8 protein-coding genes are annotated in these 13,803 nt (G+C 68.1%); 6 read left to right on the top strand and 2 right to left on the bottom strand.

The features are described 5' to 3' along the window. Nucleotides 1-405: 405 nt before the first annotated feature. Nucleotides 406-981, bottom strand: a complete 576-nt coding sequence (locus tag ABB28_RS16990) for a Dps family protein (RefSeq protein WP_057687547.1) — start codon at nt 979-981, stop codon at nt 406-408. A gap of 89 nt (nt 982-1,070) precedes the next feature. Between ABB28_RS16990 and hrpA the strand changes: the two genes are divergently transcribed. Next, nucleotides 1,071-5,159 (top strand): ATP-dependent RNA helicase HrpA, encoded by a 4,089-nt coding sequence (hrpA, locus tag ABB28_RS16985; RefSeq protein ID WP_057687546.1) that lies wholly within the window; start codon nt 1,071-1,073, stop codon nt 5,157-5,159. A gap of 38 nt (nt 5,160-5,197) precedes the next feature. Here the strand turns inward: hrpA and ABB28_RS16980 are convergent, their stop codons facing one another. Next, nucleotides 5,198-5,710, bottom strand: a complete 513-nt coding sequence (locus ABB28_RS16980; protein ID WP_057687545.1) for a hypothetical protein — start codon at nt 5,708-5,710, stop codon at nt 5,198-5,200. A gap of 141 nt (nt 5,711-5,851) precedes the next feature. On the opposite strand from ABB28_RS16980, the gene ABB28_RS16975 reads away from it, so the two are divergent. The 5 genes from ABB28_RS16975 to ABB28_RS16955 all read left to right on the top strand — a co-directional run bounded on the left by ABB28_RS16975 (nt 5,852) and on the right by ABB28_RS16955 (nt 13,748). Next, entirely contained in the window at nt 5,852-8,008 is a 2,157-nt protein-coding gene (locus ABB28_RS16975) for a RelA/SpoT family protein (protein WP_057687549.1), read from the top strand. A 30-nt stretch (nt 8,009-8,038) separates the two neighbouring features. After that, nucleotides 8,039-9,601, top strand: a complete 1,563-nt coding sequence (locus tag ABB28_RS16970; RefSeq protein ID WP_057687544.1) for a hypothetical protein — start codon at nt 8,039-8,041, stop codon at nt 9,599-9,601. A gap of 71 nt (nt 9,602-9,672) precedes the next feature. Beyond that, nucleotides 9,673-10,644: a glycosyltransferase family 2 protein gene (locus tag ABB28_RS16965; RefSeq protein ID WP_245625368.1), complete on the top strand. Its 972-nt coding sequence runs from the start codon at nt 9,673-9,675 to the stop codon at nt 10,642-10,644. Between the two features lie 144 nt (nt 10,645-10,788). Next, on the top strand, nt 10,789-13,215 hold the full coding sequence (gene mrcB / locus ABB28_RS16960) for a penicillin-binding protein 1B (RefSeq protein ID WP_057687543.1): 2,427 nt from the start codon (nt 10,789-10,791) through the stop codon (nt 13,213-13,215). A 5-nt stretch (nt 13,216-13,220) separates the two neighbouring features. Then, a complete protein-coding gene (locus tag ABB28_RS16955; protein WP_057687542.1) occupies nt 13,221-13,748 on the top strand; it encodes a hypothetical protein in 528 nt (175 codons plus the stop codon). The last annotated feature ends 55 nt before the right edge of the window (nt 13,749-13,803 follow it).

Below are 13,803 nucleotides of genomic sequence, written 5' to 3'. Positions count from 1 at the left end.
GCGCTCAACGCCCCCGCCAATCCTCCCCGCCCCACCTCCGACAGTTCATCGGCCGCCTCGGTAGCGCCGAGCCGTGCTCGGCGGACACCATCAGACACCGTGCACCGCACCACCCACGCCATCCAGCAGCGTGCAAGCCCCCTTTGTTAACGGGACGCGCCGACGGCGGGGGATAGGAGGGATGCGGGGGCAGTAAGGAGCGGAGCTCCGGTAGCGCCGAGCCGTGCTCGGCGGAAACCATCAGACACCCTGCACCGCACCACCCACGCCATCCAACAGCGTGCAAGCCCCCCTTTGTTAAGGGGGGCGCGCCGACAGGCGCGGGGATAGGCAGGCGAATGAAGCAGGGTCCATGATTCCGGTACGGAATCATGGAAATCCCGAAGGGGCGAAGCCCGGAAGGGATTACTGCAGCAGCGAGCGCAGCATCCAGGCGTACTTTTCGTGGGTCTGCAGGCGCTGGGTCATCAGGTCTTCGGTCGGGGCGTCGTCGGCGTCGTCGGCCACGTCCAGCACCTGGCGGGCGGTGCGGCAGACCGCTTCGTTGGCGACCACCAGCTGGCGTACCATTTCACGCCAGTCGGCGCTGTTGGTCAGGCCGGGTTCTTCCGGGATGGAGGTCAGCGCGGCGAATTCGCGGTAGGAGCCCGGTGCGTTGAAGCCCAGTGCGCGGATGCGCTCGGCCACCTCGTCCAGGGCGGCCCACTGTTCGGTGTACTGGGTTTCGAACATGGCGTGCAGCGAGTTGAACATCGACCCGGTCACGTTCCAATGGAAGTTGTGGGTTTTCAGGTACAAGGTGAACGCGTCAGCCTGGTAGCGCGACAGCCCGTCGGCGATCTTCTTGCGCTCGCCTTCCTTGATCCCGATATCAATACCCGGTGCCGACGGTGCGGCCGCAGCGAGCTTCTGCTTGCCGGTCTTGGCGGCATTCGCCTTTGCCAGTGCCGGGGCCTTGGTGATGCTCTTGGTCTTTGCCATGGGGACGTTTCTCCTTGTGGATGAGATGATCTTCACGATAGACCAGAACTAATGTCTGGTCGCTATCAAGTTTTTAAACGAATCGATTGATGAACTCTATTGAAAAAAACCCGGCCTTCCGCCTGTCGCAGCAGCGGACCGCCCTCGACGGCGCGATGACCCGCGACCGGGGGCGCCTGCTCGGCATGCTCTCGCGCTGGCAGTCCAAGCCGCAGGATGCAGGGCTGGCGCAGGCGTTCGAGCAGGCACTGCAGGCGTCGGTACAGCGCCGCCAGGCACGGGCCAGCCAGAAACCGGCCATTACTCTGGACCCGCAGCTGCCGATCGCGCGTGAAGCCGAGTCGATCATCGCGCTGATCCGTGACCACCAGGTGGTGGTGATCGCCGGTGAAACCGGGTCGGGCAAGACCACCCAGCTGCCCAAGCTGTGCCTGGCTGCCGGCCGCGGCGAGGCGGGGATGATCGGCTGCACCCAGCCGCGGCGGATCGCGGCGCGTGCGGTGGCCAGCCGCGTGGCACAGGAATTGAACAGCGAACTGGGCCAGCTGGTGGGTTTCCAGGTGCGCTTCAACGACAAGGTCAGCGAAGACAGCCGCATCAAGTTCATGACCGACGGCATCCTGCTAGCCGAGATCGCCAGCGATCGCTGGTTGTCGCGCTATGACACGATCATCGTCGACGAGGCACACGAACGCAGCCTCAACATCGATTTCCTGCTCGGCTACTTGAAACAGCTGCTGAAGAAGCGCCCGGACCTGAAACTGATCGTCACCTCGGCGACCATCGATACCGGCCGCTTTGCCGAACATTTCGACGATGCACCGGTGATCAGCGTGGAAGGGCGCACCTATCCGGTCGAAGTGCGTTACCGCGCGCTGGAAGGGGAAGGCGAAGCGCAGGGCGAACGCACGGTCAACGATGCCATCGTCAGTGCCATCGACGAGATCACCCGCTTGGATGCACGTGGCGATGTGCTGATCTTCCTGCCCGGCGAACGCGAGATCCGCGATGCGCACCAGTCGCTGGAACGGCGCAAGTACCGCAACACCGAAGTGCTGCCGCTGTACGCGCGGTTGTCCAACCAGGACCAGGACCGGGTGTTCAACCCCGGCCCGAATCGGCGCATCGTGCTGGCCACCAACGTGGCTGAGACCTCGCTGACGGTGCCGCGCATCCGTTACGTGGTCGATCCGGGGTTCTCCCGCGTCAAGCGCTACAGCCCGCGGCAGAAGCTGGATCGCCTGCACATCGAGCCGATCTCCCAGGCCAGCGCCAACCAGCGCAAGGGCCGCTGCGGACGCGTGGCCGAAGGCATCTGCTACCGCCTGTACGCCGAGGCTGATTTCCAGGCCCGACCGGACTTCACCGATCCGGAAATCCGGCGCTCCAGCCTGTCCGGGGTGATCCTGCGCATGCTGCAGCTGGGCCTGGGACGGATCGAAGATTTCCCGTTCCTGGAAGCGCCGGACGAGCGCGCGGTTGCCGACGGCTGGCAGCAGCTGGCCGAGCTCGGCGCGGTCGATGGCGAGCGCCGCTTGACTGCCGTGGGCAAGCAGATGGCGCGGCTGCCGGTAGACGTCAAGCTGGCGCGCATGCTGGTGGCCGCGCAGGCGGCCGGCTGCCTGAAGCCGATGCTGGTGATCGCCTCGTTCCTGGGCATCCAGGATCCGCGTGAGCGTCCGCCCGAAGCCCGTGGCGCCGCAGATAACGCGCATGCCCAGTTCGCGGATGGACGCTCGGAGTTCGTCGGCGTGCTGCGGCTGTGGGATGCCTACCGGCAGGCACATGAAGACCTGACCCAATCCAAGCTGCGTGACTGGTGCGGGCGCAATTTCCTCGGCTTCCTGCGCATGCGCGAATGGCGCGAGCTGCATCGACAGCTGCGCCTGCTGTGCGAGGAACTGGGCTGGACCGAAGAGGCCAGCGAGGCCTCGCTGGCGCCGCTGCTGGCCGGCAGCAAGGCACCGGCCGCGGCCAGCGACGACGCCACTGCGATCAAGGCCACGCGTGGCCAGCTGCACCGCGCCGCGCGACTGGCGCGCGAGGGCAAGCCGGCCGAGCAGGCGCCTGCGCCGGTGGCGGTGCGTGCGCAGAAGGAACAGGTACCGGAAGGCGGTGGCTTCAGCGAACGCGCCCGTTCGGCTGCCTACCAGACCCTGCACCGCGCGCTGATCGCCGGGCTGCCCACGCAGATCGGCCACCGGACTGAAAAAGGCGATTTCCAGGCACCCCGCCAGCGCCGCTTCCAACCGTTCCCGGGCTCCACGTTGGCCAAGCGGCCGCCCCCGTGGTTGCTTGCCGCCACCCTGCTGGATACGCAGAAGATATGGGGCCTGACCAATGCGGCGATCGAGCCGGACTGGGTGATTGCCGAGCTGCCGCACCTGCTGCTGCGCAAGCACTTCGATCCACACTGGTCACGCGCGCAGGGACAGGTGCTGGCCTCGGAACAGATCAGCCTGTTCGGGCTGGTGCTGGCGCCGAAGAAGCCGGTGCATTACGGCCGCATCGAACCGGCCGAAGCGCACGACATCTTCGTTCGCCAGGCGCTGGTGACCGGTGAAATCACCACCCGCGCCAGCTTCGTCGCCGACAACCAGAAGGTGCTGGAACATGCGCGCGAGGAAGAAGCCAAGCTGCGCCGCGCCGGCATCGTCGCCGACGAAGGCTGGCAGGCGCGCTGGTACCTGGACCGGATTCCGTCGGAGATCCATTCCGCGGCCGGACTGGATGCCTGGTGGAAGAGCCTGCCGCCTGCGCAGCGGCATGGCTTGTCCTGGTCACTGGTCGATCTGCTGCCGGGCGAAGGCAGCGAAGAAGACCGGTTCCCGAAATACTTCGCGCTGGGCGATGCCCGGCTGCCGCTGAGCTACCGCTTCGAACCGGGCGCCGACGACGATGGCGTGACCCTGGACGTGCCGCTGCACCTGCTCAATGCACTGGATCCGGTGCAACTGGGCTGGCTGGCGCCGGGCTTCGTGGCGGACAAGGCCACGGCGTTGATCCGCAGCCTGCCCAAGGCGATGCGGCGCAACTACGTGCCGGCACCGGACTTCGCCCGGGCCTTCGCCGAAGCGTTCCCGCAGCCCAGTGCCGATGACATCCGCGGCGAGCTGGCGCGCTTCCTGTCGCGCGCGACGGGGGCGGCGGTGGCCGCGCTCGATTTCGACCTGGAGTCGGTCGATACCCACCTGCACATGAACCTGCGCCTGCGCGATGAGCAGGGCAAGGTACTGGCGACCTCGCGTGACCTGGACGGGCTTCGCGCACGCTTTGGTGACCAGGCCGGGCACGCCTTCGCTGCGCGCGCCGGGCGTGACATGGCGGCAGAAGGCCTGCGCGATTTCCCGCCTGCGCCGATCCCGCTGCAGGTGCCCGGCGAAGCCGGTGTACCGGCCTACCCGGCACTGGTGGATGAAGGGGATTCGGCTGCGCTGCGCATCTTCGCCGATCCGCAGCAGGCCGCTGAAGCGCATCCGCGCGGCGTGCGCCGACTGCTGGAGATCGGCCTGGCCGAGAAGGCCAAGCAGGCGCGCAAGCAGCTGCCGGTGTCGCCGAAAACCGGCTTGTTGTATGCGGCCATCGAGTCGCAGGAGCGGCTGCGCGGTGACATCGTGGACGCGGCGATGAATGCCGTGCTGGCCGACGGTCTGGATGCGATCCGTGACCCGCAGGCGTTCGCGCAGCGGCGCGACAGCGCGGCCAGGTCACTGTTTGCCGAAGCGATGGAGCGGCTGAAGCTGGCCGAGTCGATCCTCGGCCTGGTGGCTGAGATCAAGCCGGCGCTGGAGGCGCCGTTGATGGGCTGGGCACGCGGCAACCTGGATGACATGGAGCGGCAGCTGGCCGGGCTGGTGCATGCCGGCTTCCTGCGTGACACGCCTGCCGACGCGCTGTCGCAGTATCCGCGCTATCTCAAGGCGATGCTGCTGCGGACCGAACGCGCCAAGCGCGATCCGCCGCGCGACCAGGCCCGCATGCTGGAACTGCATCCGTTCCTGGAGGCGCTGCAGAAGGCGCGCGAGCAAGGCATGCAGGACCGGCCGCAATGGCAGGCACTGCGCTGGGACATAGAGGAACTACGCGTGTCGCTGTTCGCGCAGGAGCTGATCGGGCGCGGCGGCATTTCAGCCAAGAAGGTCGCCCAGCGCGTCGCCGAACTACACAAGGCACGCTAGCGCGGAGCCCGGCCGGGCGCGTTAGGCCCGGCCCGCCGTCACTTCACCCGCTTCACCTTGGCGCGGGTGTTGACGCCGGGGATCTGCAGATACCAGGCACCGCTCACCGATGGGGCGATGCTGACCTGCGGATCCTGGCGACGCACGCCGCCGACGTTGGCGCTGTCGGTCTGCTCCCAGTGCTGGCCGTTGGCCAGTACGTACACCCGGCCCTGGGCAAAGCCGCGGAATTCGCCGGGCAGCACGCTGGTGATCGGCTCGCGGCTGCCGAAGTCGAAGAAGCCGCGGTTCTCTTCGACGACGGCCTTGCGGCCCTCTTCGCGCGCGACCTGCACGGCGGCGGCCGACGCGGCTTCGACCTTGCCCTGCAGCCAGCGATTCAGGCTGGCCAGTTCGGCTGGCTGCAGCTTGTCCAGTCCGGCAGCCTTGAACTCGGCCGGGCTCATCTGCTGTTGCAGGTCGCCCTCCATCACGCGCTGGGCCCAGGCCGTCGAGGAAAACGCCAGCAGGGCGAGCGAGCAGGCAAGCAGTCGGGGCGAGGGCAGGGACATGGGGCGGCTTCCGGAGGGCGTGGGCCGAGTGTAGGCCAGCCACGCCGGGCATGAACATAGGCGGCCGGATGTCCGCGCAACGATTGTTCCTGAACGGGTGCGGCGCTAGTGTAGGTCGTACCTGTCTTATCCGTGATCGTTGTGAACCGCGCTTCCGTACCCGGCCTGGATGCCTTGTTGAACCGCCCCTCCGCCTCAGCGGTCCACGAACCGCTGCGCGCGGCACTGCTCGGGCAGTGGACGCTGGCCGGCCACCAGGGCGGTGTCGAGGCCCACTGGTCGGTGCTGGGCGACACCTTCGATGCCCTGGCGCTGCTGTCGGCCGACGAAAGCTCGCTGGTGGCCGCCCTGCTGTTCGACCTGCCGGCGCTGCGTGAGCGCAGTGCCAGCCTGCCGCTGGGCAACCCGACCGCAGTCAACGGGCTGCTGGACGGCCTGGATGCCGCAGACCAGGTGTGGGCGCTGCATGCCGGGCGCGAGGCGGGCCGCAACAGTGAAGGCCTGCGTCGGCTGCTGCTGGCGATCATCCAGGACCTGCGCGTGGTGCCGCTGCTGCTGGCCCGGCAGCTTGCGCGGATGCGCGCGGCGGACCGACTGGACGACGAAGAGCAGCGTCGCGCGCTGGCCCAGCTGACGCGTGACATCCATGCCCCGCTGGCCAACCGGCTCGGCATCTGGCAGCTGAAGTGGGAGCTGGAAGACCTGGCGTTCCGCTACCTCGAGCCGGACACCTACCGCCGCATCGCACGCGAAGTGGACGAGACGCGGATTGCCCGCGAGCGCTACGTGGAGAACGTCAAGAAGCTGCTGTCACGCGACCTGGCGGCCAATGGCATCAACGCCGAAGTCAGCGGCCGACCGAAGCACATCTACAGCATCTGGCGGAAGATGCAGAAGAAGCGCTTGTCCTTCGACCAGCTGTACGACATCCGCGCGGTGCGGGTGATGGTGGACGACGTCGGGGCATGCTACGCCGCGCTGGGCGTGGTGCACGCGCTGTGGGCGCCGGTGCCCAGCGAATTCGATGATTACATCGCCCGTCCCAAGGCCAACGATTACCGCTCGCTGCATACCGCGGTGGTCGGTCCGGAAGGGCGCACGATCGAGGTGCAGATCCGCACCCATGACATGCACGCGCAGGCCGAGCTCGGCGTGGCCGCCCACTGGAAGTACAAGGAGGGCGGCAAGGGCGGGGAGAAGGCGTTCGACCGCAAGATCACCTGGATGCGGCAGCTGCTGGAGCAGGCCCAGGAGGCATCGGCCAGTGGCCTGGCCGGCGCGCTGGATGCCGAGCTCACCGAAGACCGGGTGTATGCGCTGAGTCCCAAGGGCGAGGTGATGGACCTGCCGCAGGGGGCGACGCCGCTGGATTTCGCCTACCACGTGCATACCATGGTCGGGCACCGCTGCCGCGGCGCGAAGATCAACGGGCGCATTGTGCCCCTGACCTACCGGCTGCGCAGCGGTGACCGGGTGGAGATCCTGACCGCGAAGGAAGCCGATCCGCGGCGCGACTGGCTGTTGCCGGCCAATGGCTACCTGGCCAGCAACCGTTCGCGCGAAAAGGTGCGCAACTGGTTCCACAAGCTGGACCGCGCGCGCAACGTGCAGGCCGGTCGCGAGCTGCTGGACCGCGAGCTGAAACGCCTGGGACTGGCACAGGCGGACCTGTCCGCCGTGCTGAAGAAGTTCCATGCCGACAGTGTCGAGGACCTGTACATCCAGGTGGCACTGGCAGACACCGGTCCCAACCAGGTCAGTCGCGCGTTGCTGGAGGCCGAACGGGCCGCCAACCAGCCACCGGCGCCGCCGGCGCTGCCGCGCCCGACGGCACGCCGCGAAGGCCTGGGCAAAAGCAAGTTCACCGTGCAGGGCGTGGGCAACCTGCTGGTGCAGCTGGCGCGCTGCTGCCAGCCGGTGGCCGGTGAACCCATCGTGGGCTACCTCACGCGTACCCGCGGGGTGACCGTGCACCGTGCCGACTGCCCGTCGCTGGCGCGCCTGTCGGCGGCCAGCCCGCAGCGCATCCTGCCGGTGGAATGGGGCCAGGCTGGCAGCGGCTACGAAGTGGACGTGGTGGTCGATGCGGTGGACCGACGCTGGCTGTTGAAGGACATCACCAACCTGATCGCACAGGAAGACGCCTATGTGCTGGACATCCACAGTGACAACGTGCGCAACAGCGGCCAGGCGCACCTCCGGCTGCGCTTGAAGGTCAGCGATTTCGACCAGCTGTCCGCGCTGTTGGGCAAGATGGACGCACTGCCGGGCGTGAGCCAGGTGCGCAGACTGGGCTGAACTTCACGCCAACCGGGCTAGTCTTCGCACATGGACAGGAATTCGCGTCGCGCAGGCGAGCAGGGACACGACGCGCTGCAGCGCGTGCGCCGGGAGGGGCGCTGGTGGTGGGTGCAGGCGCGGCACACGCGCAGGATATGGCGGTGGGCGCTGCTGGCTGCCGGCGTGCTGTTCCTGGCCCTGATCCTGTTGCGCAGACCGCTGGCCGATTGGTTCTGGGACGAGCCGCAGATAGAGCAGCTGATCGAGCAGGGCGATCGTGCGTTGGCAGCAGGGCAGCTGAGCAGTGCCGATGGCCGCGGCGCGCGCGATTACTTCCAGGCGGCCCTGGCGCTGGATGGCGATCGCAGCGAGGCCCGCGATGGTCTTGCGCGAACCGGCGCCGCAGCACTGCGTTCGGGCGAGGCTGCACTGGCCAGCGGCGCGCTGGAGGAAGCCGCCGAGGCGCTGGCCTTGGCGCGGCAGTTGCAGGTGCCGCAGCAGGACAGCGAGGCGCTCGCGCGGCAGCTTCGGGAGCGCCGCGCTGCGGGCGCGGGTCTGGACGCGCTGCTGGCCCAGGCGCGCCAGGCCCTGGCTGCCGGCAGACTGGATGACACGCCCGATGATGCCTTGCCGTTGTTGCAGCGCGTACTGGAACTGCGTCCGTTGGACGTGACGGCGCTTGAAGCACGCGAGGATGCGTTGAGCGATCTCCTGCTGCGCGCCCGTGCGGCCAGTGAGGAAGGTGATGTCAGGCAGGCGGCGCGGCTGCTGCAGCGAGCACGCGATTACGACCCCGGCCATGCTGACGTTCCAGCCAGCCAGGAAGCGCTTTCACGGGCGCTCGAATCGCGTGCCCGGCGCGCAGCCAGCGAGCTGCGGCGGGGACGTTTGGATGCGTCCATCGCACAGCTCCAACCGGCGCTGGACGCTGCCGGCGACGAGGCGGTGGTTGCCGCACAGCGTGAACGGCTGGCGGCGGCACTGGTCAAGGAGGGGCTGCGGCTCGCGGCGGACTATCGCTTCGCCGACGCCGTGGCGCGGATCGATGAAGCGCAGCGCATGCAGGCATCGCCACGCGAGGTTGCCGCAGCACGCCAGCAGGTGGAGCGGGCCCGCGTGGCGCGACAATCACAGCAGGGACGCCTCGCACCCTCGCGCGCAGGCAGGCAACAGCTCGAGCGCTTGCTGGAGCGCCTGCAGCAGGCCGAGGCACGCGGCCAGTTGATTGCGCCGCCCGGCGCCAGCGCGTTCGACGCGCTTCGCGAAGCCCAGTCGCTGGCCCCGGACGACCCGCGTGTGATGGCCGCCGCCAAGCGGCTGCTGCCCGCCAGCCGGCATTGCTTCGAAGACGCGCTACGGCAGAACCGGGTTGAAGCGGCCGGGGCTTGCCTGCAGGCATGGCAGACCCTTGCACCGACCACCGCGGCGATCGGGCTGGCGCGCAATCGGCTGGCCCTGCGGTGGTTGGCGATCGGCAGCGAACGACTGGGCAGTGGCGATGTGGGGTTCGCCACGCGCGCGGCCGAGCAGGCGCGCCAGTGGCAGCCCACGCTCGCTGAGCTGCCCGCGTTTGAAGCACGGGTACGGCAGGCCGGGGATATTGGACGCTGAACCATCGCGCTGTCGGCAGCGGTCGGTGTCCGCTATAGTCCTGCCGCTGCACCTTTCCGCCACGGCCTGCCATGTCTGCTGCTGTTCCCCCAACCGAGATCGTCCTGCGCAACACCCCGGGCGCGGGGCAGTCCAGCGATTTCGATGCGCTGATGGTCTGTGCGGTGATCGTGACCTACGGACCGGATCCGGTGCTGCTGCGGAAGGTCGTGGCAAGCGTTGCTTCGCAGGTGGGCCATGTTGTCGTGTTCGACAACGGCAGCCGCGCGGTCGACGTGGCCGGTCTGCTTGCCGGGCAGCAGCGCGTCAGCGTGGTGCCATCGGTGCTCAATGTCGGCCTCGGCGCTGCACTCAACCGTGCCTGCGAACGCGCCCGTCAGATGGGGTTCCAGCACGTGCTGCTGATGGACCAGGACAGCGTGCTTGCCGGAGGCATGGTCCGGACCCTGGGCACGGCCCTGGTTGACCTGCAGCAGGCAGGGCATGTGGCGGCCGTGGGGCCGCAGTTCCGCGACGCGCGAAGCGGCGAGCTGGCACCGTTTGTTCGCTTTGGATTCCCGCTCAACCGGAAACTGCGCGGTGGGGCCGGGCAGCGGATTTCCTGTGATTTCCTGATTACCTCGGGCTCTCTGATTCCAGTGGCGGCGCTGGAGCGGATCGGACCGATGGACGAAGCGCTGTTCATCGACAACCTCGACATGGACTGGTGCTTCCGTGCCAAGCGCGCGGGGTTCTCCCTGCACGGCATCTGCGATGCGCAGATGGCACACAGCATCGGCGAGGAGCTGCGTGCTTCATGGGTGAAGCAGGACGGTGTGATCGTGCACAAACCGTTCCGTCTGTACTTCATCATGCGCAACCGGGTGCTGCTTTACCGCCGCCGCTACACCCCGCGGGTATGGATAGCCCAGGATGTGCCCCGGCTGGTGCTCAAGTTCGTTGGCAATGCGCTTTTCCTTCCTCAGCGCTGGCAGCGGCTGGTGTTCATGTGCAGGGGCCTGCGTGATGGCCTGCTGGGACGCGGCGGTGGATTGCCGGGCTGAGTCGGGGGGCACGGCCCAGGCCAGGGCTGTTGCTGCAGCGATGGCACCCAACTGGTTGAACTGAAGCCAACCGCGCGGCCAGGGACAAGCGGTCTTCGCGAGGGCTGGGGTAGACTCGGCGCATTCAAATATCGCGCCCTGCCCGTGCCCCGACGCTACGATTCCGACGACATCGACGATCTCGACGACGACAACGAGACCGGCCCCTCGCCCTGGCGCCGCCGGTTGATCACCTGGAGCATGGCCGCCGTTGCGCTTGGGCTGGGCTTTCTCATTCCGTATACGGTGTACCTGAACCACCAGGTGACCCAGCGCTTCGGTGAGCTGCGCTGGCAGATCCCCACGCGGGTGTACGCGCGACCGCTGGTGCTGGTGCCCGGCAAGGCGATGGACGCTGCCACGCTGAAGACCGAGCTGGCCGCCTCGGCGTACCGCGATGACGGCGTCGGTGAGGCGCCGGCGACCTACGCGGTGCAGGGCTCGCGCTTCACCATTTCCAGCCGCGGCTACAACGATGTCGACGGCCGCGTGGCGCCGCGACGGGTGGAGCTGACGCTGTCCGGCGGCAGCATCGCCTCGCTGCGTGATGCCGAAGGGCGCAAGGCGCTCAAGGCCGCGCGCATGGATCCTGCGCGCATCGCCACGCTGTACGGGCAGAAGCAGGAAGAGCGCCGCCTGATCCGCATGGAGGAAGCGCCGGACCTGTTGGTCACCGGCCTGCAGGCGGTGGAAGACAAGGATTTCAACCGTCACCACGGTATCGATCTGTCCGGGATCGCGCGTGCGGTGTGGGTGACGGTGCGCTCGGGTGGACAGAGCCGGCAGGGCGCTTCCACGCTGACCCAGCAGCTGGCACGAAGCGGCCTGCTGGGCATCGGCAAGGAACAGACGGTCACCCGCAAATTCAACGAGGTGCTGTTCGCGCTGATCATGGAAGCGCGGTATGACAAGCGCACCATCTTCGAGGCCTACCTCAACCAGGTCTATCTGGGCCAGCGCGGCAGCCAGGCGATCCATGGCATGTCCTCCGGTGCCGAGTTCTGGTTCGGGCGCGATCTCGCTTCGCTGGAAAGCGAGCACATCGCGCTGCTGATCGGACTGGTCAAGGGGCCGTCCTACTACGATCCGCGGCGCAACCCGGAGCGTGCGCTGGACCGGCGCAACTTCGTGCTGGGCAAGCTGCACGAAGCCACGCTGATCGATGATGCGGAGTACCAGCGCGCGGTGAAGGCACCGCTGGGCGTGCCGAAGAACCCCGGCATCGTCGCCGCCAACCGGTTCCCGGCCTACATCGACCTGGTGCGGCGCCAGCTCGGTCATGACTACCCGGAATCGGTGTTGCAGGGCGCAGGCATGAGCGTTATGAGCGGCATGGCGCCGTCCGCGCAGGCCTATGCCGAAGGGGCGGTGACCCGCACCGTGAAGTCGCTGGAAAACAAGAAGCGACCGGAAATCCAGGCCGGGCTGGTGCTGACCGACGTGCACAACGGTGATGTGCTGGCGGTGGTCGGCAACCGTGATGTTTCCGCGCCGGGCTTCAACCGGGCCATCGAGGCGCAGCGCCAGGTCGGCTCGCTGCTCAAGCCGTTCGTGTACCTGCTGGCGCTTGCCCAGCCGGACCGTTATTCGTTGGCCAGCTGGGTGGATGATTCGCCGGTCACCGTGAACCTGGGGCGCAACCGCAACTGGTCGCCGGGCAATGCGGACAACCGCAGCCACGGCACCGTGCGGCTGGTCGATGCGCTCGCGCATTCGTACAACCAGGCCACCGTGCGGGTCGGCATGCAGGTGGGCCCGGAGCGTGTGACCCAGCTCATCCACGTGCTGGCCGGGATCAAGGCCGAACCGAATCCGGCGGTGATCCTTGGCGCGACCGACCAGAGCCCGTATGCGATGGCCCAGCTGTACCAGTTCCTGGCATCCGGCGGTGAAATACAGCCGCTGCATGCGGTGCGTGGCGTGCTGGACCCGCAGGGCAAGCTGCTGAAGCGCTACGACAAGACCCCGGCGCCGGCCCAGGAAGGCGATTCGATTGCCGCCAACCTGATCAGCATCGGCCTGCAGCAGGTGGTGTCCAGCGGTACCGCCCAGCGCCTGAACGCCGATGGCCTGGCGCGCCTGCAGGCCGCCGGCAAGACCGGTACCTCCAACGATGGCCGTGACAGCTGGTATGCCGGTTACACCGGTGACCACCTGGCGGTGGTGTGGATGGGCAACGATCAGAACGAGCAGACCGGCCTGTTCGGCGCCACCGGCGCGATGCGGGTCTGGTCCGGCATCTTCTCGCGGCTGCCGACCGCGCCGCTGCGGGTCAGTGACAAGGGCCTGGACTACCAGTACGTTGAAGCCAGCGGCAGCGGATCGACCGATGAAACCTGTCCGGGCGCACGCCGCTTCCCGTTCGTGGTCGGCTATGCGCCGGCGTACGCGCCGTGTGCCCCGCCCGCCGCGCTGCCCGAAGAGGGCGGCGAGCAGGGTGGGGGCTGGCGCAGCTGGTTCGGCCTGGATCCCAAGCCGGACGCGCCGGCAGAACCTTCGGCGCAGCCAGCGCCTTCGACGTCCCCGAGGTGATTGCCATGTCTTTCCGTTTTCCGCGCGTGTCTCTGCTTGCGCTGGCGCTGAGCGCCTCGCTGGCTGCCTGTGTCAGCGCGCCGCCGCCGGTGGTGGCACCGGTGGATACCACCACGCCGGCCCAGCGCATGGCCGCCGTTGAAGCCGCCGCCGGTCCTGATGACAAGGAGCTGTCGGTGGCGCCGTTGCGCGATCCGCAGGTCGACGACCTGCGCCAGTCTGCGCACGCCCAGCGCCAGGCCGGTGACCTGGCGGCCGCTGCCGCGCATCTGGACCAGGCGCTGGGCCTGGTGGCGGAAGATCCGGCAGTGTTGCAGGAACGCGCCGAGATCGCGCTGCTGCAGGGCCAGTGGGCGCCGGCTGAACAGTTCGCGCAGCAGGCGATCCAGCTGGGCTCCAAGACCGGCCCGTTGTGCCGCCGGCACTGGGCGACGATTGAACAGGCGCGCCTGGCGCGCGGCGAGCAGGAGAATGCGGTATCTGCGCATGCGCAGATTGCCAGCTGCACCGTGCCGCCGATCATGCGCTACTGAGGTTGGCGAGCGGGTGGGACCCCCTCGCGGGTGGCTTTCAGGCTGAAGCTGGGGG

It is taken from the genome of Stenotrophomonas chelatiphaga (assembly GCF_001431535.1).
Taxonomy (GTDB): domain Bacteria; phylum Pseudomonadota; class Gammaproteobacteria; order Xanthomonadales; family Xanthomonadaceae; genus Stenotrophomonas; species Stenotrophomonas chelatiphaga.
Note: the sequence above shows the minus strand (reverse complement) of the source record. Positions and strands in the feature narration are given on the sequence as shown.

Bases quoted from the DNA above. Each gene is read 5' to 3' on its own strand.
- ABB28_RS16990 (WP_057687547.1), bottom strand. From the start codon at position 981: ATGGCAAAGACCAAGAGCATCACCAAGGCCCCGGCACTGGCAAAGGCG.
- hrpA (WP_057687546.1), top strand. From the start codon at position 1,071: ATGAACTCTATTGAAAAAAACCCGGCCTTCCGCCTGTCGCAGCAGCGG.
- ABB28_RS16980 (WP_057687545.1), bottom strand. From the start codon at position 5,710: ATGTCCCTGCCCTCGCCCCGACTGCTTGCCTGCTCGCTCGCCCTGCTG.
- ABB28_RS16970 (WP_057687544.1), top strand. From the start codon at position 8,039: ATGGACAGGAATTCGCGTCGCGCAGGCGAGCAGGGACACGACGCGCTG.
- ABB28_RS16965 (WP_245625368.1), top strand. From the start codon at position 9,673: ATGTCTGCTGCTGTTCCCCCAACCGAGATCGTCCTGCGCAACACCCCG.
- ABB28_RS16955 (WP_057687542.1), top strand. From the start codon at position 13,221: ATGTCTTTCCGTTTTCCGCGCGTGTCTCTGCTTGCGCTGGCGCTGAGC.